This is a genomic window from Sphingomonas mali NBRC 15500 (assembly GCF_001598415.1).
Taxonomy (GTDB): Bacteria; Pseudomonadota; Alphaproteobacteria; order Sphingomonadales; family Sphingomonadaceae; genus Sphingomonas; species Sphingomonas mali.
In genome coordinates this window covers 73,089-97,683 of record NZ_BCYX01000012.1, presented here as the reverse complement: position 1 = coordinate 97,683, position 24,595 = coordinate 73,089, and the positions used below count along the sequence as shown (strand labels likewise).

At 66.6% G+C, this 24,595-nt stretch carries 23 protein-coding genes; 11 read left to right on the top strand and 12 right to left on the bottom strand.

The window, feature by feature from the left end; translation table 11 throughout:
* Positions 1-2 precede the first annotated feature (2 nt).
* The 5 genes from SMA01S_RS11095 to SMA01S_RS11075 form a co-directional block, all read right to left on the bottom strand.
* Entirely contained in the window at positions 3-458 is a 456-nt protein-coding gene (locus tag SMA01S_RS11095) for an AAC(3)-I family aminoglycoside N-acetyltransferase (protein ID WP_066821590.1), read from the bottom strand.
* 1 nt (position 459) lies between these two features.
* Entirely contained in the window at positions 460-1,851 is a 1,392-nt protein-coding gene (locus SMA01S_RS11090) for a helix-turn-helix domain-containing protein (RefSeq protein ID WP_066821588.1), read from the bottom strand.
* Positions 1,852-2,406: 555 nt separating this feature from the next.
* Positions 2,407-3,024 (bottom strand): DUF4893 domain-containing protein, encoded by a 618-nt coding sequence (locus SMA01S_RS11085; protein ID WP_066821585.1) that lies wholly within the window; start codon positions 3,022-3,024, stop codon positions 2,407-2,409.
* A 101-nt stretch (positions 3,025-3,125) separates the two neighbouring features.
* Positions 3,126-3,911: a 3-hydroxybutyrate dehydrogenase gene (locus SMA01S_RS11080; RefSeq protein WP_066821583.1), complete on the bottom strand. Its 786-nt coding sequence runs from the start codon at positions 3,909-3,911 to the stop codon at positions 3,126-3,128.
* A gap of 13 nt (positions 3,912-3,924) precedes the next feature.
* Positions 3,925-5,058 (bottom strand): patatin-like phospholipase family protein, encoded by a 1,134-nt coding sequence (locus SMA01S_RS11075; protein ID WP_066821581.1) that lies wholly within the window; start codon positions 5,056-5,058, stop codon positions 3,925-3,927.
* A 107-nt stretch (positions 5,059-5,165) separates the two neighbouring features.
* Here SMA01S_RS11075 and ypfJ point away from each other — a divergent pair, with 107 nt between their 5' ends.
* Complete coding sequence (gene ypfJ / locus SMA01S_RS11070) at positions 5,166-6,086, top strand: KPN_02809 family neutral zinc metallopeptidase (protein ID WP_066821579.1); 921 nt, start codon at positions 5,166-5,168, stop codon at positions 6,084-6,086.
* Positions 6,087-6,229: 143 nt separating this feature from the next.
* Here the strand turns inward: ypfJ and SMA01S_RS11065 are convergent, their stop codons facing one another.
* From SMA01S_RS11065 to SMA01S_RS11055, 3 genes are all read right to left on the bottom strand, one after another.
* On the bottom strand, positions 6,230-7,927 hold the full coding sequence (locus tag SMA01S_RS11065; protein WP_066821575.1) for an ATP-binding cassette domain-containing protein: 1,698 nt from the start codon (positions 7,925-7,927) through the stop codon (positions 6,230-6,232).
* A 48-nt stretch (positions 7,928-7,975) separates the two neighbouring features.
* Positions 7,976-8,575 (bottom strand): alpha/beta hydrolase, encoded by a 600-nt coding sequence (locus tag SMA01S_RS11060; RefSeq protein WP_066821570.1) that lies wholly within the window; start codon positions 8,573-8,575, stop codon positions 7,976-7,978.
* Between the two features lie 148 nt (positions 8,576-8,723).
* On the bottom strand, positions 8,724-11,351 hold the full coding sequence (locus SMA01S_RS11055) for a DUF4118 domain-containing protein (RefSeq protein WP_157093900.1): 2,628 nt from the start codon (positions 11,349-11,351) through the stop codon (positions 8,724-8,726).
* Positions 11,352-11,647: 296 nt separating this feature from the next.
* On the opposite strand from SMA01S_RS11055, the gene kdpF reads away from it, so the two are divergent.
* The 6 genes from kdpF (at position 11,648) to SMA01S_RS11025 (ending at position 18,089) form a co-directional block, all read left to right on the top strand.
* Entirely contained in the window at positions 11,648-11,737 is a 90-nt protein-coding gene (gene kdpF / locus SMA01S_RS11050; RefSeq protein ID WP_066821566.1) for a K(+)-transporting ATPase subunit F, read from the top strand.
* 10 nt (positions 11,738-11,747) lie between these two features.
* Positions 11,748-13,481, top strand: a complete 1,734-nt coding sequence (kdpA, locus tag SMA01S_RS11045) for a potassium-transporting ATPase subunit KdpA (protein WP_066821557.1) — start codon at positions 11,748-11,750, stop codon at positions 13,479-13,481.
* A gap of 12 nt (positions 13,482-13,493) precedes the next feature.
* Positions 13,494-15,515 carry a potassium-transporting ATPase subunit KdpB gene (kdpB, locus tag SMA01S_RS11040; RefSeq protein WP_066821554.1) on the top strand — a complete coding sequence of 674 codons (2,022 nt, stop codon included), beginning with the start codon at positions 13,494-13,496 and terminating at the stop codon, positions 15,513-15,515.
* 96 nt (positions 15,516-15,611) lie between these two features.
* Positions 15,612-16,208, top strand: a complete 597-nt coding sequence (kdpC, locus tag SMA01S_RS11035) for a potassium-transporting ATPase subunit KdpC (RefSeq protein ID WP_066821551.1) — start codon at positions 15,612-15,614, stop codon at positions 16,206-16,208.
* Positions 16,209-16,217: 9 nt separating this feature from the next.
* Positions 16,218-16,910, top strand: coding sequence for a response regulator (locus SMA01S_RS11030; RefSeq protein ID WP_066821548.1), 693 nt, complete (start codon positions 16,218-16,220; stop codon positions 16,908-16,910).
* A gap of 117 nt (positions 16,911-17,027) precedes the next feature.
* A complete protein-coding gene (locus SMA01S_RS11025; RefSeq protein ID WP_066821545.1) occupies positions 17,028-18,089 on the top strand; it encodes a LacI family DNA-binding transcriptional regulator in 1,062 nt (353 codons plus the stop codon).
* 53 nt (positions 18,090-18,142) lie between these two features.
* On the opposite strand, the gene SMA01S_RS11020 is transcribed toward SMA01S_RS11025, so the two are convergent.
* From SMA01S_RS11020 to SMA01S_RS11005, 4 genes are all read right to left on the bottom strand, one after another.
* Positions 18,143-18,802, bottom strand: coding sequence for a TorF family putative porin (locus SMA01S_RS11020; protein ID WP_218016875.1), 660 nt, complete (start codon positions 18,800-18,802; stop codon positions 18,143-18,145).
* 46 nt (positions 18,803-18,848) lie between these two features.
* Positions 18,849-20,096, bottom strand: a complete 1,248-nt coding sequence (locus SMA01S_RS11015) for a S8 family peptidase (protein ID WP_245649242.1) — start codon at positions 20,094-20,096, stop codon at positions 18,849-18,851.
* Positions 20,093-20,737: a zf-HC2 domain-containing protein gene (locus tag SMA01S_RS11010; protein WP_066821539.1), complete on the bottom strand. Its 645-nt coding sequence runs from the start codon at positions 20,735-20,737 to the stop codon at positions 20,093-20,095. The genes SMA01S_RS11015 and SMA01S_RS11010 overlap by 4 nt, the downstream gene beginning before the upstream one ends.
* Before the next feature lie 281 nt (positions 20,738-21,018).
* On the bottom strand, positions 21,019-21,630 hold the full coding sequence (locus SMA01S_RS11005; protein ID WP_245649241.1) for a sigma-70 family RNA polymerase sigma factor: 612 nt from the start codon (positions 21,628-21,630) through the stop codon (positions 21,019-21,021).
* Positions 21,631-21,806: 176 nt separating this feature from the next.
* Here SMA01S_RS11005 and SMA01S_RS11000 point away from each other — a divergent pair, with 176 nt between their 5' ends.
* The 4 genes from SMA01S_RS11000 to SMA01S_RS10985 all read left to right on the top strand — a co-directional run bounded on the left by SMA01S_RS11000 (position 21,807) and on the right by SMA01S_RS10985 (position 24,553).
* Positions 21,807-22,712 (top strand): cyclase family protein, encoded by a 906-nt coding sequence (locus SMA01S_RS11000; RefSeq protein WP_066821537.1) that lies wholly within the window; start codon positions 21,807-21,809, stop codon positions 22,710-22,712.
* A 177-nt stretch (positions 22,713-22,889) separates the two neighbouring features.
* Complete coding sequence (gene yghU, locus SMA01S_RS10995) at positions 22,890-23,768, top strand: glutathione-dependent disulfide-bond oxidoreductase (RefSeq protein ID WP_066821535.1); 879 nt, start codon at positions 22,890-22,892, stop codon at positions 23,766-23,768.
* A gap of 133 nt (positions 23,769-23,901) precedes the next feature.
* On the top strand, positions 23,902-24,177 hold the full coding sequence (locus SMA01S_RS10990; RefSeq protein WP_066821533.1) for an AbrB/MazE/SpoVT family DNA-binding domain-containing protein: 276 nt from the start codon (positions 23,902-23,904) through the stop codon (positions 24,175-24,177).
* A complete protein-coding gene (locus SMA01S_RS10985; protein WP_066821663.1) occupies positions 24,164-24,553 on the top strand; it encodes a type II toxin-antitoxin system VapC family toxin in 390 nt (129 codons plus the stop codon). The genes SMA01S_RS10990 and SMA01S_RS10985 overlap by 14 nt, the downstream gene beginning before the upstream one ends.
* Positions 24,554-24,595 lie beyond the last annotated feature (42 nt).

The following is a 24,595-nucleotide window of genomic DNA, read 5'->3' as shown; positions in this document are numbered from 1 at the left end:
CTTCAGTCGAGCTCGAGATCGAAGTGAAGCACGTCCTCGCGCGTGCCCAATCCTTCGTAGAGGGCGATTGCCGGATCGTCGCCCAGGTCGGCCTGGACGAAGATGACATAAGCGCCGCGCGCTTTCGCCACCCGTTTCAATTCTTCGATCAACGCGGTTGCGATGCCGCGGCGGCGATAGGGCTCGGCAACGGCCAGATCGTAGAGATAGACCTCGCGGCGCGCCTGCTCGAACTTATCGAGGACATAGGCGGCGATCCCGCCCACCACGGCGCCATCGACCAACGCCGTCAGCGCGATGAAGCCGTCGCCGCCAAGCAGCCGCGCGAGCCAGGCGTCATCGGGCCGCGCATCGTCATAGCTGGCCGGATCCTCGAACGTCGCGCCGAACATGCCGAGCATCTGATGCATCAGCGGCAGATCATCGGGGCCAAGCAGGCGAACCTCTGCGGCCGCCATGTCAGTCGCCGCCGAACGTGAAGGCGCTGACGCCGCGTTCGCGCTCGTTGACCAGCAACGCACGACCCGCGGGAGCCGCACTTCGCTGGGGACAGGAGGGGCGCCCGCATGCCCGGCAGCCAAGCCCGATCGGGGTCGCTTCGCCCTTCAGGTCGATCCCGCGCGCGACGGCCAGGTTGCCGGCAAGGTCGGCCGACACCCCCAGCCCCACCGAAAATTCGGCGGGGACCGCACCGTAGCGGCGACCCTGCGGGGTCACGGTGCGCGACAGCGTGAGCCAGCGCGTGCCATCCTCCAGCTCGACAAGCTGGACCGCGAGGTCGCCGGGCCGGTCGAACGCCGAATGCACGCGCCAGAGCGGGCAACGCCGGTCGCTTTCGACCAGCGGCGATCCGCTCGCACCCGAAAAGCGCTTCGAGACCTGACCGGCCCGATCGATCCGCACCATGAAGAATGGCAGCCCGCGTGCGCCCACGCGCTGTAGCGTGGTCAGGCGGTGTGCGACCTGCTCGAAGCCGGCGCCGAACCGCCGCTGCAGCAATTCGAGGTCATATCCGGTCGCCTCGCAAGCGCGCAGGAACCGGGCATAGGGCATCATTACCGCCGCGGCGAAGTAACTCGTCAGATAGCGGCGATAGAGGCGCTCGCCCGCGCGGTCGGCGAATGCTGCGCCCTGGACCAGCGCCTCTACCAGCGACCGCGCCTCGATCTGGCCGAGTTGATAGGCGGCGGCAAAGGTGCGGCTGGCGGCATCGAGCGTCTCCGACACTTGCAATTGGCGGGCGTGGAGATCGGTCCGCCGCAGCAGATCGGGCATCACGTCGACCGGCAGGATCCGGATGGTTAGCTGGTGCTTGACCCGCAACCGCTCGGCAATCGCGCCATAGAGGTCGCCGGCGCCCATCCGCAATTCGTCGGCGAGCGCCTCCGCCGCGGCGTCGAGATCGGCATAATGGCCGCGCCAGCGCTCGATCTCCTTGCGCAATTCAGCGATCACGTCGGTCGACCCGCCCGTCTCCCCTGTCGCCGCACCTTGCCCCAGTCGATCGAACACCCGCGCAAAGGCTTCGGCGCCACCGGGCGCGCCCGCTAGCCATTCCTCCACTTCGTTACGATCGATCTCGAGGTCGGCGAACATCGGATCGGCCAGCCGCCGCCGGATCGCCGCCGCTCCGCCGCCGGGCTCGCCGGCCGCCAGCGCGCGCGGATCGAAGTCGAACGTTTCGGCAAGCTTGATCAGCAAGGCGGCGGATAGCGGGCGCTGGTTCTTTTCGACCAGATTGAGATAGCTGGGGGAGATCGCGAGCATTTCGGCCATTGCCGCCTGGGTCAGCCCTTCGCGCCGTCGCAGCCGCCGGACCGCATGCCCTGCCAGCAATTTACGATCCGCCATTGTCGTTCTCGAATAGAATGATCCTGACGCAGCGATCCGGTGGCGGGGCGACATTGTCAATACTTTACATAACGACCGACCTTGCCCTTGATCGATCGACAGCCAGACCTCGGCGATGGCGAGTCCGATATCGCCCGGTGAGCGAAACTCAGCCATTTGGCCGACCAGAGACCGGCGCCCACGCTTCGGTCTTGTAAGGTTTCCGACTTTCCTGGGGAGGAAAGGATGCCCGCCGGGTCCATCTCGGCGGGCATTTTCTATGCCAATCAAAAAATCCTCCCCGGCACGGGGAGGGGAACCGCCGCCGAAGGCGGTGGTGGAGGGGGCCTTCATTCGGCGGCCTCCTCGCTTGTTGCTGGTTTGTCGAGGCCCCCCTCCACCATCGCTGCGCGATGGTCCCCCTCCCCGTGCCGGGGAGGAATTTATCGTCTCCCCCCGATTAGAAGTCGCACGCCTTTCTCGAATCGGTGCTGCTGGCGATGAACTCGCAGGTCAGCCGGATCGACCGATGCCAAGATCTTCTACGGTACCGCACACGCCGGCACGCGCTGATCGTCAATCGATCGGCACCAGTTCGACGACATCGAGCAGTGATTCGAAATGCGGATAGGGCAGCACCAGCCGCCAGCGCCGCGGCCCGATCCGCTGGACGATCCCCGCCATGTCGCGATTGGCGTCGCGGCCATAATCCATCGGAAGCTCTTCGTCGCCGAGCGACAGCGTGCCGAGAAATACCTGGCGATAACGACCGTCGTCGAACACCAGCCCCGCCGGGCGTTGCGACCCGCCGATCTTGTAGAAGCTGAGCATCTCGCCTTCCGGGTCGATACGGCAGCGGAATGCGGGATAAGCGGTGAAGTCGCGATTGCCGGGCCGCTGTCCGCCGAGCTTGAAGACGCGGCAGCGATAATCGCCGGCGGGCGGCTTGGCACCGGCGAGCGCGCGGTCAGGATCGAACAACACCCCCTGCGCGGCAATCGCCTTGCCCTGGCCCGCGGCGCGCGCCTTGGCGAGCGCCTCCAGCCACGCCTGACGGGTGTTGCGCAACCGCGCGCGGTCATCCGCCGTCGCGACGCGGCGCCAGTCGGCCGGAATGTCGTCTTTCGCCGCCGCCGGAATGGCCACGACAACGAACAGGGCGCCCAACAGCGCCCCGAAATGCGCCCTTTTCATGCCGCGACAACCAACCACCGGACGGTTGGTTGCGCAGGCGATACGTTAGACTCCGTTTCAGCAAGCTGAAACGGTCACGGTGCAGCGAAGCTGAAAAGGCGTCAGGCGGCGGTCCAGCCGCCGTCGACGGTCATATTGGCACCGGTGATCGACTTGGCCTCGTCACGGCACAGGAACAAGGCGAGCGCCGCGACCTGTTCGGGCGTGACGAATTCCTTGGTCGGCTGGGCGGCGAGCAGCACGTCGTTCATCACCTGCTCGCGCGTGAGGCCGCGCGCCTTCATCGTGTCCGGAATCTGGTTCTCGACCAGCGGCGTCCAGACATAGCCGGGCGAGATCGCGTTGACCGTGATGCCATGGGTCGCGACTTCCAGCGCCGCGGTCTTGGTCAGGCCGGCGATGCCGTGCTTGGCGGCGACATAGGCCGATTTGTTGGGGCTCGCGACCAGGCTGTGCGCCGAGGCAGTCGAGATGATCCGGCCCCATTTCGCCGCCTTCATATAGGGGATCGACGCGCGCATCATGTGGAAGGCGCTGGTCAGGTTGATCGCGATGATCGCGTCCCATTTGTCGATCGGAAATTCGTCGATCGGCGCGACATGCTGAATGCCGGCATTGTTGACGATGATGTCGGGGCCGCCAAGCTCGTCATGGCAGCGTTTGACCATCGCTTCGATCGCCTCGGCCTTGGTCATGTCGGCGGCATCGTACAGCGCCTTCGCCCCACTCGTCGCTTCCAGCGCGGCGCGTTCCGTCTCGATCGCCGCGGCGTCGCCGAAGCCGTTGATCATCACGCTCGCGCCCTCGGCGGCGAACGCCTTGGCATAGGCCAACCCGATGCCCGAGGTCGAACCGGTGACGATCGCGCTCTTGCCCTTGAGGAACATAGGGGTCTTCTCCTTAGCGAGGGGTGAGGTCGAAGGCGGCGGTCTTGCCGTCCATGATGTTCTCCGCGACCAGCTCGGCATTGGCCATCGTCGCTGCGACGTCCTCGCTGCCGGCAAGCCAATGCTCGCGCATCGTCCGCGCCGAGAATTCGAAGTCGCGCGCACCGCCTTCCCAGGCATTGGCGCGATAGATCAGATGGACCAGATTGACCGGATATTCGGCCGATCGTTCGGCGAGCGCGCGGACGTCGGGATCGTTGCCCATTTCGGGCGGCAGCTTGGCGAGCACGCGCCGCGCGATCTCGCGGTCCTTGCGCAGTCGCATCAGCTGAGTCGAGATTTCGCGCGATCGACTCGAAAAGCGAATTTCCTTCTCGCGCGCCATCACGTCCATGATCGTCCGCGGCCGCACCGCGATCGACGGGAACAGATCGACCTGGAACACCAGCAAGGCTTCGCTCTGATGGTCGAGCACATGGCTGAGCGGAGTGTTGGAAACGAGCCCGCCGTCCCACCATAGCCGGCCGTCAATCTCGACCGGTGGCAGGCCGGGCGGCAAGGCCCCGGACGCCATGATGTGCCGCGCGTCGATCCGCTCGAGCCGGTTGTCGAAATAGCGGAAATTGCCGTTTTCGACATCGACCGCGCCGACTGACAGCCGGACCGGCCCATCGTTGAGCAAGTCCCAATCGACCAGCTCGTTCAACGTGTCGCTGAGCGGCGCGCTGTCATAGAAACTGAGCGCGGCGCTGGTCCCCGGCGCCGCCATCACTGGCGGCAGGCCGCGCGGCGAGAAGAAACCGGGGACGCCCGCCAGCATCACAAAGCCTGCCGACCATTCGTGCAATGCCTCGCGCACCATGTCGTCGGGGAAGATGGGAAAGCTGGGGAGCGAACTCGTCACCTTGTCCCAGAACGCGGTCAGCCGTTCGACCCGCCGCTCGGGCGGGTTGCCCGCGACGATCGCGGCATTGACCGCGCCGATCGAAATGCCGGCTACCCAGTCGAGCTCGATCCCGCTCGCTTCCAACCCTTCGATGACGCCGGCCTGATAGCTGCCCAGCGCGCCGCCGCCCTGAAGCACCAATGCCACCTGTTCGGGCAAGGGAAGCGCCTTGGCGCGGCGGCGGGCATTGGTATCGGCCATCGCGAGCCCGCATGGGCCAAGAGCCTGAGTCGATCAATCGGGCGATTGCAACCATGGGCGTTGGAGCGCATTTTGATACGCGACGAAAACGACAAAAGGGACAGCCGATGCGGCTCGACGACTTCGATCCCAACATCAATGTCGAGGATCAGCGCGGCCAGGGCAGCGGCTTTGGAGGATTCGGCGGCGGTGGAGGCGGCGGCGGGCTGCTGTTCGCCTTCCTGCCGCTCATCTTCAACCGGTTCGGCTGCCTGGGCGTTGCAGTCGTCGTCGGTCTCTTCTTCCTGTTCAGCGGCGGGCTCCAGTTCGCCGACACCGGCGGCACCGGCGGCACTCGCGCGCCGACCGAGGCGAGCCGCACCGCCGGCGGCACCGACGTCCGGTCCAGCTGCACCCTCGACGCCTCGTCAAAGGTGGCCTGCAATGCCTTCAGCTCGGCCGACAAGACCTGGGCGGCGATCTTCCAGCAACAGGGCCAGCGCTTCGTCGCCCCCAAATTGGTCTTCTATTCGGGCAACGGCCAATCGGGCTGCGGCGCCGCGCAATCGGCGATGGGACCATTCTATTGCCCGGGCGACCGGGGCATCTATCTCGACACCAGCTTCTTCCAGGAATTGTCCCAGCGTTTCGGTGCGCCGGGCGACTTCGCCCAGGACTACGTCATCGCGCACGAATTCGGCCATCACATCCAGAATTTGATGGGCATTTCCGATCGCGTGACGCGGCTGCAACGCAGCTCGAACGAGGCCCAGGGCAATCGCCTGTCGGTGATGCTCGAGCTCCAGGCCGATTGCTTCGCCGGCGTCTGGGCGGCGCAGAATCGCGACCGCATGGACCCCGACGATCTGCAGGAAGGCATGACCGCGGCCAAGGCAATCGGCGACGACACGCTGCAAAGGGAAACGCAGGGCCGCGTGATGCCCGACAGCTTCACTCACGGCACATCCGAACAACGCATGACGTGGCTGAAGCGCGGCATCGACAGCGGCGACTACCGCCAGTGCGATACGTTCGCGGGAGCGATCTGAGCTAGGCGCGTGCGCCCACTACAACCGTCACCCCGGCCTTGTGCCGGGGTCCACCGAGCAACGCTGCCTGGAACTCGAAACTCGTGCCGCTCGGTGCCGGCACGGTGGATGCCGGGACGAGCCCGGCATGACGTTCAAGGAGGTCACCCCCCTTCCACCCGCGCGACGCCGTCGTCCACACGGATCAGCGTATCGCACAGCCGCAAGCTCGAATCGCGGTGCGCGACGATCAGGATCGTCGGGCGCGGGTCGAGCGCGGCCAGGCGTGTCAGCAGATCGCCTTCGCTTGCCTGATCGATCGCGTTCGTCGCCTCATCGAGGACCAGCAGCCGGGGCTTGCGCAGCAAGGCGCGGGCGATGGCCAGGCGCTGACGTTCGCCGCCCGACAACAGCGCGCCCCGCTCGCCCACGACGCTGTCGATTCCCCGCGGCATCCGCCCGACGATCGCGGTCGCGCCGACCATTTCGATCGCCGCGTGCATCATGTCTTCGCTGACCGTTTCGTCACCCCAATCGAGGTTGCGGCGCACGCTGTCGTGGAACAGGAAGCCGTCCTGCGGGACATAGGCGATCGCCCCGCCCCAGCCACTGCCGAGCGCGCGACCGCCAACGGTGATCGTGCCCTGTTGCGGTTCGAGCAGACCGGTGATGATGTCGACCAGCGTGGTCTTGCCGCCGCCACTCGCACCGGTCAGCCCAGTGATCGATCCTTCGGCGATGGTCAGCGTCGCGTCACTCACGCCGCCGCCGCCGTGATGGCGATAGGTCACATGCGAAAGCTCGATCGGTCCCGGCGGCGGGACGTCGGCGTTGGTCTGAGCAAACGCGCCAAAATGCCGCTCCGCCTCACGCACGGCCTCGAAGGCGGGAACGCCATAGGCGACTTGCTGGATCGATTGCTGGATCGCCTGGGCTGGGCCGACCATCCGGCCGAACACCAGGACGACGATGATCAGCCGTGCCGGCGGCACGCCCAACAGGTTGACGCCCGCGAGGACCACGCCCGCCAACGCCACCGCCGATCCCAACGTGAACCACAAGCGCGCCCGTGCCTGATCGCGCTGGAACCATAATTGCCGCCGCCGCGCCAGCGATTGCGACGCGGCGAATTCGCCGACGAAGCGATCGCGCATCTGTTGCGCGGCCGCGATCTTCAGCCCGCCCAGGAAGCCGCTGGCGTTGCTCATCATGTTCTGGCCCGCGCGCATCGCCAGCTCGCCGCTGCTGCGATTGCGGGCCTGGTTGAGCGCGATCAGCGCCGCCCCGATCACCATCCCCACGCCCGCGATCAGTGCGAGCACCGGAGCGAGTGCAGCGACCACGGCCAGCTGCGCCAAGGTGGAGATGAAGGCGACGGCCATCTGGATCAATTGCTGTGCGGTGACGCCGATCCGCATCACGTCGATGCCGATCAACGTCGTCGTCCGCGAATGGTCGAGCGCGGCGATTTCCCGCCACGGCGCCACCGCCAGCGCGCGCAGGATGCGCAAGCGCTCGGCATCGACGAAGCGCGCCTGGAGCGACTGCATCGAGAGATCGCGCGCATAGAGTACCAACCCGCGCACGACCATCATCACCATGAAGGCGATCATCATCCACGCGATCAGGTGCGGGGTGTCGGCAATGCCCCATTTCGCGGCGTAATGATGCACCCAGCCCGGGCCGCCGCCGGTCACCACGGTCAGGATCGGTACGAGTAGCAGCAGCCCGGCGCCCTCGACCGCGGCACCGCCGAGCGCGAGGCCCAGAGCGATTGCCGTCCGCCGCGGGCTCATTGCCGCCAGGGCGCGCGTGATCGCCAGCATCATGCGCAGCGTTCTTGTGGCGTCGCCCCCGGTCACCTCGCCTTGTTAGGGGCGAAGCGCGCCGCTGTCACCGCGTGCCGCGGATTAATCGACCAGCGCGAGTAACCGTTCCGGATCGGCGCGTTCGGGTGTCGGACACGCGAACGCTTCGGTGCCCAACGTCGCGAGCAGGTCGACCAGCCGCTCCTCGGCATGGGTGCCGATCGCGCTGCGATTGCTCGGATGGGCGGACGTCAGGCTGCTCGGATCGACGAAGCGGCTTCCCCAGCTGTCGGCCAGCGCCAGGACTTGTTCGACCGCGGGCGACGGATCGCAGGCGACAATCGACGGGAATGGCAGCTTCGTCGCCGGGCTCAACCGGACGTTGCGGGCGATCGCCGACTGGCCGAAGCCATAGCTTAGCGGCGACAACAGCACCGCGCCGCGGATATTGCGCAGGTACGAGCGCGGCGATAGCTGCGCCCACCAGGCGACCGCCAGACACGCCACGCCCTGCGCCAGGATGACGGCGGGCTCGGCTCGATTGGCCATCACCGCATCGAGTTGCAATGCCCAGCGTCCGTTGTGGAAGCGGGAAAGGTCGAGCTCGACTCGCTGCAACCTCGCCGCGATCTGGGTATCACCCTTGACCGAGACGATGATCGGAACAGGCTTGTCGAACGACGTGTCGAAGTCGCGATCCATGACAGCTCTCCCAAGCGGGCGCGTCGCCTCTGTTCTTGTGAGCACCTCCGACTCGGCGGCGCCTGACCCAAAGCTATTCCGATCGATCTGATGTACAAACGGCTTGCGACGAATCGACATGCGGCAGAGCCGGACCGGAAGGATCGGGCTATACGGCGAAGGCGAGCGAGAACTCGGCGCCGCCGTCGGGATGGTTGCGCGCAGTGATGCCGACCTGCATCGCCTCGGCGAATCCCTTGGCGATGGCGAGGCCGAGCCCGCTACCCCCGCTGCGGTCGCTCCCGCGCCCTTGCGCGAAGGTGTCGAATACGCGCCTTTCCGAGCCCGGCTCGAGCCCCGGGCCGTGGTCGCGCACCGACAGCAATACGGCGTCTGGCGTCCTCTTGCCGACAATCGCGACCCGCCCGTCACCGCCATGGATCGCGGCATTGGCGAGCAGGTTGATCAGCACATGGTGGAGCAAGGTCGGATCCGCCCGCACCAGCGGCAAGTCGACCGGCACCTGCAAGTCGATATGGACGCCGCGCAGCAAATCCTTGAGATCGTGGACGGCGCTCGCCACGGCGTCGGTCAGGTCGATCGATTCGGGGGAGATCGCCAGCGCGCCCGTATCGAGCCGCACCATGTCGAGCAGATTGTCGAGGAAACGCCGCAGTCGGGCGATATCGGCGCGCGCCAACGGTACCGCCGCGGCGTCGGGATATTGCCGCGCCAGCGCGTCGACCGAGGCGGCGACCGAGGTCAGCGGGGTGCGCAGATCGTGCCCGATCGACGACAGCAGGGCCGCGCGCAGCCGATCACGTTCGCGCAACACCGATACGTCACGCAGCTGATCCTCGAGCTTCAGCCGCTCCTGCGCCAGTGCGGCCTGGCCGAGCAACGTCGTCAGCAGCACCGCGCGGTCGGCGCCGACGGGATTGCCGCCATCCTCCGCCAGCAAGCCCACGACGCCGAGTATGCCGAGCGAGGTCTTGAGCGGTTGGAATTGCCAGTCCGCGGAGACCAGGGTGGCGGTACCCACGCCGGTCGCCTCGCCCCTGCTCCACGCCCAGTCGGCGGCAGCGCGGTCGACCGTGCCGAGCTCGGGTATCGGTCCCGGCGCCGAGGCGATGCATTCGAGCTCGCCGTCGCGTTGATCGAGCAGGATCACCGTCACGCCGAGCAATCGCGCCGCCTCGTTGCAGATCGTCTGGCTGGTGCTCCGCCAGTCCGACGCACGCGCCAGCGCCTGGCCGAAACCCGCCACCGCGGCATTCTCCTGCGCGCTGCGCGCACCGATCGTCGCGCGGACCTGAAGCCGCCCGGTCAGGTTCGCGGTGAAAGTCGCGATACCGATCAGGACGAACATCGTCAGCACGCTCTGCGGGTCGGCGATGGTGAAGGTATAGAGCGGTGGCAGGAAGAAGAAATTATAGGCGAGCCCCGCCAGGATACCCGTCGCGACGCCCGGCCATAGCCCAAGCCGCGCCGATCCCACGATTACCGGCAGCAGGTAGATGAGGTCGATCCCGCCAGGCCCGATCCACGGCTCGACCGCTCTGGCCAGAACCGTCGTCATCGCCACCAGCAGCACCGGCACGAACGCATCGACCGCGAGACTCCAGTCGCCGCGCGGGACGCTGGTTCGGGTCCGCGGCGGCGCGTCGCCGGCGGGAATGACGTGGACCGCCAGCCCCTCGCCGGCCGTCAGCATCGCATCGACCACCGATCCGTGACGCAAGGCGAACCACCAGGTGCGACTCGATTTGCCGATCACCAATTGGGTGATCCTGGCCTCCGCGATCTGGTCGCGCAGACCCGCGGTAACGCTCTCGGCGGGCACGGTGGCGATCGTCGCGCCGAGGCTGGCGGCGAGGCCCAGCATGTCGGCGACCTGCCGCCGTTGCTCCTCCGCGAACCCGGCGGCACGCGGCGTTTCGATGAACACTGCTTGCCAGGGTGCCTTCAAGGCATCGGCCAGGCGCTTGGCGGCCCGGACCAATGTATCCGCACCGGGCAACTCGCTGACCGCCACCAGCACGCGCTCGCCACCGGCATAGGTGCCCGTCACGGCGTGGGTGTCGAGATGTTCGGTCAGTGCCTGGTCGACGCTCTGCGCCGCGCGGCGCAGCGCCATTTCGCGCAACGCCGACAGATTGGCCTTGGAGAAGAAGCGGTCGAGCGCGCGCGTCGCCTCGGCCGGAATGTAGACCTTGCCTGCCTTCAACCGCTCGATCAGCTCGTCGGGCGGCAGGTCGACCACCTTGACTTCGGCGCCGTCGAACACGCTGTCGGGCACGGTCTCTCGCACCCGCACCCGGGTGAAGCTGGCGACGACATCGTTGAGGCTGTCGATATGTTGGACGTTGAGCGTGGTGTAGACGTCGATGCCGGCGTCGAGCAGTTCCATCACATCCTGCCAGCGCTTGGGATGACGGCTGCCCGGCGCGTTGGTGTGCGCGAATTCGTCGACCAGCGCGAGCTGCGGCCGCCGCTCCAGCACGGCGTCGAGGTCCATCTCCTCAAGTGTATGGCCCTGATAGTCGATCGACCGGCGAGCGATCACGTCGAGCGGCTCGACCAGCGCCTGGGTCTCGGCGCGGCCATGCGTCTCGACCACCGCGACCACCACGTCCGTCCCGGCCCGCTGCCGCTCGGCGCCCTCGCGCAGCATCTCGAACGTCTTGCCGACGCCCGGCGCGGCGCCGAGGAATATCTTCAGCCGCCCTCGCTCTTCGGCTTTGGCGGCGCGAAGCAGTGCGTCGGGGGAAGGGCGGCTATCGCTCGACAATACCAACTCCGTTCGCCCCGAGCTTGTCGAAGGGCATGAGATTCACCGTGCTTCGACAAGCTCAGCACGAACGGATGGTTTGTGGCCTGCGAAGGATAAGGCAACAAGGGTCCCGCCGCCAAAACTAATGGCTTCTTAATGCCGCAGGCACGCTTTCGCCCGCGCACCTTAATGCCGTCCGCTCCTATCTCGCCGGCCGACCAATAGGAGGCCGATCATGCCCGACATTATCTGGCTCGCCGTGCTCGGCGGGCTGTTCCTGGCGACCCTCGCCTTCGTGCGGCTGTGCGACGGGGCTTGAGATGAACCTGCACCTCGCACTCGCCGGGCTGACCGCGTTCGGCCTGCTGATCTACCTCATAGCCGTCCTCGTGCGGCCCGAACGCTTCTGAGGATAATTTCATGACGCTTCAGGGATGGGCGCTGATCGCGCTCTTCGTCGCCATCCTGGCGGCACTGACCAAGCCGATCGGGCTGTGGTTGTTCGCGTTGTACGAAGGACGGCGCACGCCGCTTCATGTCGTGCTCGGTCCCGTCGAACGGGGTTTTTATCGGCTGTCCGGGATCAACCCCGACACCGACCAGAGCTGGCGCCGCTATGCGGTCCACATGCTGGTATTCCAGCTGATCACGGTGCTGCTCACCTATCTCATCCTGCGCGCGCAGTTCTTCCTGCCATTCAACCAGAGCAAGCTGCCCGGGGTCGGCGCGGACGGGTCGATGAACACCGCCATCGCGTTCGTCACCAACACCAACTGGCAATGGTATGGCGGCGAATCGACCTTGTCGAATTTCAGCCAGATGATGGGGCTGACGATCCATAACTTTCTCAGCGCGGCGACCGGCATCGCCATCGCGTTCGCGCTGTTCCGCGGGTTCGCCCGGCGCCCCTCCCCCAACCCGGCGCCGGGCGGCACCGCATCGCCCGGAATCGGCAATTTCTGGGCCGATATCACCCGCATCACGCTCTATCTGCTGTTGCCGATCTGCGTCGTCTACGCGCTCTACCTGCTGCTGAGCGGCGTGCCGCAGACCTTCGCCATGTCGGTGGACGCGACCACGCTGGAAGGCGTCAAGCAGACCATCTCGCTCGGCCCGGTCGCGAGCCAGGAAGCGATCAAGATGCTCGGCACCAACGGCGGCGGCTTCTTCAACGCCAATTCGGCGCATCCGTTCGAGAACCCCTCGGCGGTGACCAATCTGGTGCAGATGCTGTCGATCTTCTCGATCGGCGTCGGGCTGACCTACACGTTCGGCAAGGCGGTCGGCGACACCCGCCAGGGCTGGGCGATCCTCGGCGCCATGACCATCCTGTTCCTGGCCGGCGCCACCGTCGCTTATTGGCAGGAGGCGTCGGGCAATCCGATCCTCCACCATCTCGGCGTCGCTGGCGCCAATATGGAAGGCAAGGAAGTCCGCTTCGGCACCGCCGCCAGCGCGCTGTTCGCCGCGGTCACCACTGCCGCGTCGTGCGGCGCGGTCAATGCGATGCACGACAGCTTTACCGCGCTCGGCGGGATGATCCCGCTGTTCAACATCCAGTTGGGCGAAATCGTCGTCGGCGGCGTCGGCTCGGGGATCTACGGTTTCCTGCTGTTTGCGATCCTGGCGGTGTTCGTGGCGGGCCTGATGGTCGGCCGTACGCCCGAATATGTCGGCAAGAAGATCGAAGCGCGCGAGGTCAAGCTCGCGGTGCTGGCGATTGCGGTGCTGCCGCTGTCGATCCTGGGCTTCACCGCGCTGTCCGCGGTGATGCCCGACGGGCTTGCCGGCCCGCTCAACAAGGGGCCGCACGGCTTCACCGAGATCCTTTACGCGTTCAGTTCGGCGACCGGGAACAATGGCTCCGCCTTTGCCGGGCTCAGCGCGGGCACGCCCTGGTATAACGGGCTGCTCGGGGTCGCCATGTGGGTCGGGCGGTTCTTCGTGATCGTCCCCGTGCTCGCCATCGCCGGCAGCCTGGCGGCCAAGAAGTACACGCCGGCCGGCGCGGGGTCATTCCCGACCACCGGCGGCCTGTGGGTCGGCCTGCTCGTCGGGATCATCCTGATCCTGGGCGGCCTCACCTTCCTGCCGAGCCTCGCGCTCGGGCCGATCGCCGATCATCTCGCGATGATCCACGGCCAGCTCTTCTGAGAGTAACCCAAGATGACAACCGCTACCTCGATGTTCTCGGCGAATCTGGTCGTCCCGGCGATCGGCGATGCCGTCAAGAAGCTCGATCCGCGCCAGCTGATCAAGAACCCCGTGCTGTTCACCACCGCGGTGATCGCGCTGCTGCTGACCGTCCTGCTCGCGCTTGGCGGCGAGAAGCTGCCCGTCGGCTTCCAGCTCCAGCTGATCGTCTGGCTGTGGTTGACGGTGCTGTTCGGCACCTTCGCCGAAGCCCTCGCCGAAGGGCGCGGCCGCGCCCAGGCCGCGAGCTTGCGCGCCACCAAGTCCGAGCTCCAGGCCAAGCGCCTGACCGGTGTGGGCGACACCTGGGGCAAGGTCGAAGCCTGGCGCCTCCAGAAGGGCGAGATGGTGCTGGTCGAAACCGGCGATCTGATCCCTGCCGACGGCGAAGTCGTCGAGGGAGTCGCCAGCGTCAACGAAGCCGCGATCACTGGCGAATCGGCGCCCGTCATCCGTGAGGCCGGCGGCGACCGGTCGGCGGTGACGGCGGGCACCCGCGTCATTTCCGACCGGATCAAGGTTCGTGTGACCCAGGAGCCCGGTCAGGGATTCCTCGACCGCATGATCGCGCTGGTGGAAGGCGCCGAGCGGCAGAAGACGCCGAACGAGATCGCGCTCACCATCCTGCTCGTTGGCCTCACGATCATCTTCCTGATCGCGGTCGGCACGATCCCTGGGTTCGCCAACTATGCTGGCGGCAGCGTACCCGTCGCAATCCTGGCGGCGTTGCTGATCACTTTGATCCCGACCACCATCGCCGCCTTGCTGTCGGCGATCGGCATCGCCGGCATGGACCGCCTGATCCGCTTCAATGTGCTCGCCAAATCGGGCCGAGCGGTCGAGGCCGCGGGCGACGTCGATACCCTGTTGCTCGACAAGACCGGCACGATCACGATCGGCGACCGCCAGGCGAGCGAGTTCCGCCCGCTGACCGGAGTCGACGCCAAGACGCTCGCCGAAGCGGCGATGCTCGCGAGCCTGGCCGACGAGACGCCCGAGGGTCGCTCGATCGTGACCCTGGCACGCGACAAATTCGCGCTCGCCACCGTGCTGCCGACCGATGCTGAGATCATCCCCTTCACCGCGCAAACGCGTAGCTCCGGTGTCCGCGTCGGCGACACCAAGGTGCTGAAGGGCGCGGTCGACTCGATCCTCAAGACGATCGGCGCCGACACGCCGGGTGCCGCGGAACTGAAACGCACCACCGATGAGATAGCGCGTGGCGGCATGACTCCGCTCGCGGTCGAGCGAAACGGCCGGCTGCTTGGCGCCGTCGCGCTGAAGGACGTGGTCAAGGCGGGCGTTCGCGATCGTTTCGCCGAGCTCCGCCGGATGGGCATTCGCACGGTGATGATCACCGGCGACAACCCGCTGACGGCCGCCGCGATCGCCGCCGAAGCGGGAGTCGATGATTTCCTCGCCGAGGCGACACCCGAGGACAAATTGGCGCTGATCCGTGCCGAACAGACCGGCGGCAAGCTGGTCGCGATGTGCGGCGACGGTACCAACGACGCCCCTGCCCTCGCCCAGGCCGATGTCGGCGTGGCGATGAACACCGGCACGCAGGCCGCGCGTGAGGCGGGCAACATGGTCGACCTCGACAGTGACCCGACCAAGCTGATCGAGATCGTCGGCCTGGGTAAACAGTTGCTGATGACGCGCGGCGCGCTAACCACTTTCTCGGTCGCCAACGACGTCGCAAAATATTTCGCGATCATCCCGGCGATGTTCGTCGCCCTCTATCCCGGGCTCGGCGTGCTCAACGTGATGGGGCTCGGCAGCCCGCGCTCGGCGATCCTGTCGGCGATCATCTTCAACGCGTTGATCATCCCCTGCCTCGTGCCGCTGGCGCTCAAGGGCGTCAAATACCGGGCGATCGGCGCCGGGCCGCTGCTGGCGCGCAACCTTGCCGTCTACGGCTTGGGCGGCCTGCTCGCGCCGTTCGTCGGGATCAAGCTGATCGATCTGGCGGTGGGCGGACTGGGGCTCGCCTGACGGGTCCACAATACTCCGTTCGCCCTGAGCTTGGCGAAGGGCGTGCCCAGAATACGTGCTTCGACAAGCTCAGCACGAACGGTTGAGGAAATCACAATGCTCAAAGACTTCACCACCGCGCTCCGTCCCGCCCTCGTGCTGACGTTGCTGTTCGCCGCCTTGCTCGGGCTCGCTTATCCCGCCGCGATCACCGGCATTGGTCAGTTGATCGCCCCCGGCGCCGCCAATGGCAGCCTGATCCGCGATGCCAAGGGCAACGTCATCGGCTCGTCGTTGATCGGCCAGGGGTTTGCCAGCGATCGTTATTTCCACGGCCGTCCCTCGGCCGCGGGCAAGAACGGCTATGATGCGACCGCCTCGTCAGGCTCCAATCTCGCCCCGACCAGCCAGGCGCTGGTCGACCGCGTCAAGACCGACCTCGCATCGGCAAAGGCATCCGCTCCCGCACCAGGTTCCAATGTACCCGCCGATCTGGTGACGGCCTCCGCCTCGGGGCTCGATCCCGATATCAGCCCCGAGGCGGCTTTGTTCCAGGTACCGCGCGTCGCCAAGGCGCGCGGGATCGATCCCGCGACCGTGCGGCAGGTCGTCGCCGGCAACACCGCCTATCCGCTGCTCGGCTTCCTGGGTGAGCCGCGCGTCAATGTCCTCGCCCTCAATCTTGCCCTCGACCGGATCGCGCCGCGGCCGTAACGTTGCTTCATGGCCGCCCAGCCCCGGATCCTGATCGTCGAGGACGATGCGCATATCCGCCGCCTGCTCCGCGTCGCGGTTGAGCGCGCCGGCTATGCGGCGACCGAGGCCGCGACCGCACGCGAAGCTTTATCCGCCGCCGATATCGACAAGCCCGAGCTCGTCCTGCTCGACCTCGGCCTGCCCGACCGCGACGGGCTCGAGCTGATCCAGCTGTTCCGCGCGCGCACCGGCGCGACGGTGATCGTCGTGTCGGCGCGCGAGGAGACGGCGGAAAAGGTCGCGGCGCTCGATCTTGGCGCCGACGATTATCTGACCAAACCCTTCGACACCGAGGAACTGCTCGCGCGCGTCCGTACGGCGCTGCGCCACCGCGTTGCGGGCGAGACGGGGCAGACGACAGCGACCACCGGCGACGTCGAAATCGACCTCGAACGCCGCCGTGTCCGTCGAGCAGGCGAGGAGGTTCACCTCTCGCCCAAGGAATATGACGTGCTCGCCGAACTGGCCAAGCGGCCCGACCGCGTGATCGGGCATCGCCAGTTGCTCCGGACGGTGTGGGGCCCGGCGCACGAGGACCATGTCGATTATCTGCGTATCGTCGTCCGCAACCTGCGCCAGAAGCTGGAAACCGATCCCGCGCGCCCGAGAATGATCACCAACGAGCCCGGCGTCGGCTACCGCCTGACCGGCGTCCGCTAGCGGACGCGGCATACCAGCGCTCCCCCCCTCCCCCTCGCCACCGTCGCTTGCGCTTCTGATCGCGCCGGGTCGAATTTTAGAGACAGGTCACCCCGCAACGTCGATAATCGCACCCCGATGCAAACCGAATTCGACGAGGAGAGGACCAGCGAGCGGGCACATCGCCCCACCTCGTTCGATGTCGCGTCGCTGGCCCAGGTGTCGCAATCGACCGTGTCGCGCGCCTTGCGCGGCGACGCCTCGATCACCGCCGAGACGCGCGACCGCGTCGCCCGCGCGGCGGCCGAGCTCGGCTATCGCCCCGACAGCCGGGCGGTCAGGCTCCGCGGCGGCGCGGTCGGGACGGTGGCGGTGGTTCTGTTGACGTCATCGGAACTTGAGCGGCGCGCGCTCAACCCCTTCTATTTCGACATATTGGGCGCGGTCGAGGCGGCGGCGGCGCGGCGCGGCATGGGCATCCTGCTATCGTATCAGAGCACGCCGGACTCGCTGCGCAGCGACTTCGAACAACGGCGCGAAGCCGACGGCCTGATCGTGATCGGCACCGCCGCGAACCGCGCGGCCTGGGACTATTTCGCCCGGGCGCGACAGGCCGGCAGCAACCTCGTCGCCTGGGGAGCGCCGGACGACTCGCTACCGATCGTCCGCGCCGACAATCATGCGGCGGGCGTGCTGGCGGTCGAGCATTTGATCGCGGCTGGCCGTCGGCGGATCGCGTTCGCTGGACCCGGCTGGGAGGCACATCAAGCGTTTCGCTTGCGGCGGCAGGGGTATCTCGATGTGCTGGCGAAACACGGCCTGACCCCGATAGAGGTGACGGCCCCGCCGATCGACGACCGCCATGCGCAGGGCGAAGCGGCGGCCGCGCAATTGCTGGCGATCAGCCCCGCGATCGACGCCGTCTTCGCGGCATCCGATACGCTTGCGTCGGGCATCATGCGCGGCTTGCAGGAAGCGAACGTCCGCATTCCCGCGGACGTGGCGATCGTCGGCTTCGACGGCGGTTTTGGCGCGCGCCAATCCACGCCGGCGCTGACGACGATCGAACAGGATGTGGCAAGCGCGGGCGAGATGCTGGTCGAGGCGCTGTTCGGACCGGCGGAACCGATGGACAGCACCGGGGACAGAACCGGAAAGGCGTTCGTTCCCGTGCAATTGGTGGTTCGGGGAAGCAGTTAGAACCTGAGCCGGCTGGTGATACCGCGCCTGCCGTCCAAGGTTTACGCGGTGCGTCAGAAACTCCAGCTCGCGCCCGCGGTCAGCGCCGCCTTGCCGTGGAAGCTGCCCGAATAATAATCCTTGCCAGGCCCACCGCTCGACAGCGCGACATGCAGGTCGAAACTCCCGAGTTCGCGCGCCAACCCCAGCCGCCAGTCATAGCGGGGCGCACGCCCGGTAAGATATTGCGCCGGAGTCGCCAGATAGACGTGCGTCCCGAGATGGCCGTTTACTCGCCAGTTCGTCGCGGGCCGAAAGGTCGTTTCGACTTCCGCGTAAAGCGCCGAGACATCGGCCTGATCATAATCGGGCGAGTAATAGACGCGTGCCGCAAGCGGACCGGAAGCGAGGCCGAGATAGACTTCGGTGTAATTGTGCGGCCCGCTCTGGCGGTCGGGAGAGCGATATTGGCTTCGCGCAATGCCGCCATCGATCGACAACGTCTGGTTCAGGCGGCGAGCATAACCGATATTGCCCTGCACCCCCAGAAACAGCGGATCGTCGCGGCCGATCTCGCCGGTGGCGGACAGGTTCAGATAGACGCCGCTAGCGTCGTCATAGCCGATCTGCGCGGTCGCCACGGGCTGCCCGGCGCTCAACGAATAGCCGCGCAAGCGATAGTCGCTCTCGACGTCGACGCTGCCGCTGACCTGTCCGCATGCCGGGCTTACCATGAAGCAAAGGATCAACGGCGCGGCCAGCGCACCCATGTGTCGGAGGTCAGCGCGGTTTCCCCGCGAGCCGGCGGCCGATCGCGCACGAACAATCACAGCCCGGCGACGTCCCGACCAGCGTCGCGCAAGCATCGATCGCGCCACCCGTCATGCGGTCCAGGGCGATCCGTGCAGTGCGGCCATCGGCCTGGCGTATCAGCGCGATCAGCCCGGTGACGTGCGCGACCGCATAGGAACTTCCGTTGACGAGGTACCATTTACCCCCCGGTTGTGTCGTCGGCACGTCGCGGCCGGGAGCAATGTACACGCGCGCGGGCAAGGACCGCAAAGATTCGTCCGCGACCGCGATGACGCCGGACAAGGAGGCGGGAAATCCGCCTTGGGGCAAGGACGGATCGAATGCCGCGACCACCGAGAGGTTGCGGGCGACGGCAATGGCAATCAGCCGCGCGAGCAGCGGATCGGCAGGCCCGGCGAGGCTGAGATTGATCACCTCCGCATTGTGTTCGATCGCGAATTGGAGCGCGCGCGCCAGGCTGAGGCTGTTGCACAAGGTCGGACCTGCGGCGGTCTGCCAGCATGCCCGCAACGCCATCATCCGCGCGTCGGGCGCGATCCCGGCGATACCGATGCCGTTTCCTGCCTTCGCGCCGACGATGCCGGCGACGCCCGTGCCATGCGCTTCACCCGCGGCGGTCCGGCGGTCGACGAAATCGAGATTGGCGACGAACTGGCCGGCGAGATCGGGATGCGCGACATCGATCTTGCTGTCGATGATGGCGATGGAAACATTGCGGCCGGTAGCGATGCGATGGAGATCGGCGAGCCGCCAGGCCGCTGCAGCCGGCTGTGCTCGAAAGAGCGGGTCATTGCGCGCGATCCCGGACGGGGAGCCGCGCGCCTGGTACAATTGCTGCGGCTGCGACCAGGCGACCGCCGAATCCTTCGACACCTGCGCGATCACGGTATCCACCGCCATGCCGTCGGGTACGCGCATGACATAGCAATCGACCCCGATCAGCGGCATCGGCCAGCCGTCGACCAGCGTCAGGCCGTTGCGCCGCGCGATCCCCGCGGCGAGCCGCCGCCGCGCAGCCATTGCCGCGCTATCGCCATAGCTGCCGCCATAGGCAGCGCCGGGGCGATAATGCGGCGGTGCCATCTTGAGCATCACCAGGATCTCGCGCTCGCCGTCGGCCGCCGGCCGTTCCTGCGTATGGCCCGGCGTCACCACGCCCAGCATTGCGACGCCGCACAATGCCAGGCAAAACCGGAACCATCCGCGCCAGGTCACGGCTGCGACCCGGGGTCGATCGGCTCGGCCAGGACGATTTGCGGCGTTGCGCGCAGGCCGTCGAGCGCCTGCGTGCGACTGGCGGGAGCGATCCGCACGACATACGCGCCGCTGGCGGTGGGACCATCGACGACGCGCGCGCCCGCTTTGGTCAGTGCGGCGCGCAGATCGCTGTCGCGCGCATCGGGTCTGAACATCACCAGCGCATTGCCCGGCGCCGCCGTCGGCGCCGAGCCCAGCGCGCGATAAGTCTCCCCGGCGGGCGATGGCGCTCCGGGCGTCAGGGTCACCGCGAACGCGACGGCGGCCGCGGCGGCGGCGAGCGGTCCGCCGAGCGCCCATCCGATCGCCACCTTGCGGCGCAGGAACGGCACCGGCTCGGCCAGCCGGCGGGGCGGCCCGGCGGCATCGATCCGGTCGCTCAGCATCGACCAGGCGTGCTCGACGTCGAGCGGCAGCGCCGCGACCTCGCGCGCCAGGACTTGTTCCGCCGCGAGATCGGCGCGACACTCGGCGCACTCGACGAGATGCGCCTCGACCATGGCCGCTTCATCGGCCTCCAGCGTGCCGTTGACATACCAGGGCAGCAATTGCTGCGCCTGTTCATGGGGGCTGCCGCGCAGCCGGATGATCTCAGCCATCGAACATATCCTTAGGGTGCAGACCCGATACTAATGAGGTCGAGATGGAGACGAAAAAGGCTGCTGGGAGGGAGGGCGCGCAGCCAGATAGCGGTGCCTATCTGGCAAGCGTCCGACCGCTCCAGCGGCCTTTTTCGTCCCACCGCTTCGCGGCAGCCATGTCCGGGCGCTGTGGCGCGTCGGAGCGCTCGAACGGGGGACAAGCCCCGTTCTTCGCGCTCCTCCTCCCACAGCATCCCGGACATGGCTGTCTCGATCCTCATTAGTATCGGGTCTGCACCCTAGATCCAGTCCGTCAACGCGCCCGACAGCCGACGCCTCAAGTGCCGGCGGGCGTGGAACATGCGAGTCTTCACCGTGTCGACCGGGCATTCGAGGATCGTCGCGATCTCGCGATAGCCCAGGTCGTGAAAATAGGTCAGGTCGACCACCGCCCGGTGCGCCGGCGACAATTCGTCCATCGCGCGCATCAGCAATGCATTGATGCGCTGACGGCTCGATGCGTCCTCCGGGCTCGCCGCGTCGCTGACGCGGTTCTCGGCGTCCTTGTCCTCGACCGCCTCGTCCTGGCGCTTCAGCCCTCTCATCGCCTTGCGATAGGCGATGGCGAAGATCCAGGTGGATAGTTTGCTCGCGCCGTTGAAACTGTCGGCGCGGCCCCACACCACCATCATCGTGTCGTCGAGCACTTCTTCGACCAATGTCGGCCGCCGGATCAGGTTGAGCAGAAATCGGGTCAACCGGGGGTGGTAGAGGCGGTACAATTCCTCGAACGCCGCCCTGTCGCCGCCCACGACGCGCGCGAACAGCGCCATTTCCGTCTCCGATCCGCCGCTGCGCCCGCGCTCGCGCACCGCTATCAAGCTGACCTCACCTTCACCATCCGTCGCCACGTCCAATACCGCGTTTGTGCCGGGCCCGCATCGGATAGTTCATCGTGACGGATGGAAGGTGCCGGCGCTACCGACCCTTGCGAGGTCGGCCAAACCGGATGCAGCGTTCGCTCTGGCGCAACGAGACGATTTCACCCTAAGTCGCCACCACCACGTGGCGCAGCTGGAAGGCAAGAATGGTGAGTGACAAGCGGGTGTGTTTCGATTTCGAGGTCGATTTTTCGAACGGCGGCGGCATCCAGGGTCAAGATTTCCGGCTCGATATCGCCGGCGACGACATCACCGACGACAAGCTCGCCGCCTATATCATCGCCGATCTGCGGTTACTCATGGTTGGCAAGGTGCGGATCCTGAACAAGCGGATCATCGAGGAGCGCCACAAACGCGCCGCGGTGGCCGCTCGACCGACGGTGGCCGACGCGAGCCGCCGCGTCGATCTCAGCCACACGATCGAAGACGGAATGATCACCTATAAGGGATTGCCTGCTCCCCTGATGTGCGATCATCTATCGCGCGAGCAATCGCGTGCGACCTATGCCGAAGGGACCGAGTTCCAGATCGGCAAGATCGAAATGGTCGGAAATACCGGCACCTATCTCGACACGCCGTTCCATCGCTACGCCGAGGGCTATGACCTTTCCGGGCTCGATCTCGACCGCGTCAGCGGCGTCCCGGCGGTCGTGGTGCGTGTCGCAGGGCAAGCGGGGCGCGCGATCGACTGGACCGCTTTTGCCGCGAGCGATGTCGGCGGCCGCGCGGTGCTGGTGCAGACCGGATGGGATCGCCATTGGCGGACCGATCAGTATTTCGAGGATCACCCGTTCCTTACCGCCGATGCCGCGACCTATCTGCGCGATCACGGCGCGCTGGTCGTCGGCATCGATTCTTACAATATCGACGACGTTTCCGGCGGCGAACGGCCGGTGCATACGATCCTGCTCGGCGCTGGCATCCCGATCGTCGAGCATATGACCAATCTGGATGCGCTCCCGACCGACGGATTCCGCTTCTGGGCGGTGCCGCCGAAGGTCAGCAAGATGGGCACGTTTCCGGTGCGAGCCCATGCGGTATTGGAGGCGTGACGATCTGCGATCGCGTGATGGCACGAGCGCGCGGTCGGCATCGCACTACCGGCAACGCCGATCGCGTCGGGAGAACCGTTGAGGGCGCGCCTTCGAGGTGGCGAAACCCGATCGGGCTTCCTAGCTAGCCACGGCGCCGCCGGGAAGTTCCGGCCGCGAAACCGTGGAGCTGCATCGATGAGCGAGCCGACCGACTATACCCCACCGAAGATCTGGACCTGGGACAAGGAAAATGGCGGCGCGTTCGCCAATATCAACCGGCCGATCGCCGGGCCGACCCACGACAAGGACCTTCCCGTCGGCAAGCACCCGCTGCAGCTCTATTCGCTCGCCACCCCCAACGGGGTGAAGGTGACGGTCATGCTCGAGGAATTGCTCGCGCTCGGCCACACCGGCGCCGAATATGACGCTTGGTTGATCCGCATCAACCAGGGCGACCAGTTCGGCAGCGGCTTCGTCGCCGTCAATCCCAATTCCAAGATCCCGGCGCTGATGGACCGCACCGACCCGGCGGCGCCCGTGCGCGTGTTCGAATCCGGCGCGATCCTGATCTATCTGGCCGAGAAGTTCGGTGGCTTCCTGCCGGCCGACTACCCTGCCCGCGCCGAAGTCCTGTCCTGGCTGATGTGGCAGATGGGCAGCACGCCGTTCCTCGGCGGCGGGTTCGGGCATTTCTACGCCTACGCGCCCTTCAAGCAGGAATATCCGATCAATCGCTATGCGATGGAAGTGAAGCGCCAGCTCGACGTGCTCGACCGCCGGCTGGGCGAGAGCGAGTATCTCGGCGGCAAGGACTATTCGATCGCCGATATCGCGACCGCACCCTGGTACGGCGCACTGGTCAAGGGGCTCGTTTATGGCGCCGGCGAGTTCCTGCAGGTGCAGGACTATAAGAACGTGATCCGCTGGGCCGACCAGATCTTCGACCGGCCGGCGTTCAAGCGCGGGCGCATGGTCAATCGCGTGACGGGCGAGCCGTCCGAACAGCTCCACGAGCGCCATGACGCCAGCGATTTTGAGTTGCGCACCGCGGACAAGCTGGAGCCGGCGGACTGAGGCTGGCGGCGGGGAGCCAAGCCGGCCTCGGCTCCCCGCGCCTACCGGCGCAATCCAAGGCCGCTCTGCGTTCGCCTTGCGGATCGCGCTCGAACACCTTATCTTACCGTCGTCTTACCAGAGGAGATGCGGCATGCCGGCGACACCGGAAGGGCTGACGACGATTGTATCGACCAAGGGCCAGGTGATCCTGCCCAAGGCGATCCGCGAGCAGCGGCATTGGGCGAGCGGAACGCGGCTGACGGTGGAAGACACCGCCGAGGGCGTGCTTCTGAAGGCGGCGCCAATGTTTGCCGAGACCAATGTGGATGCGATGTTCGGATCGCTCGGGTTCGAGGGTAAGCCCAAGTCAATTGATGAAATGGATGCCGCCGTCGCCGCCGAAGCGAAACGTCGTGCGCGCGATTGATACGAACGTCGTCGTCCGCTTCCTCGTCGCCGACGACAAGCGCCAGGCAAAGGCAGCACGCGACGCGATCGAAGCAGGCGACATCTTCATCGCGCGAACCGTGTTGCTAGAGAGCGAATGGGTGTTGCGCAGTGGTTACGACTTCGCCCCGCCGCGGATCGCCGCCGCGTTGCGCGGATTGGCCGGGCTCCCCGGCGTCACGGTCGAGGAGCCGCCCGTGTTGGCCCAGGCGCTCGACTGGATGGAAAGCGGCATGGACTTCGCCGACGCGCTGCATCTCGCAAAAGCTGCAGGCTGCACCGCATTTCTAAGCTTCGACCGGAAATTGGCCAAGTCGTCGGCCGGTCGATCGGCGGTCAAAGTTGAGTCGCCCTAAGCAGGGGCAGGCACGCTTCGACCAAGAGAATGTCGTTTGGGT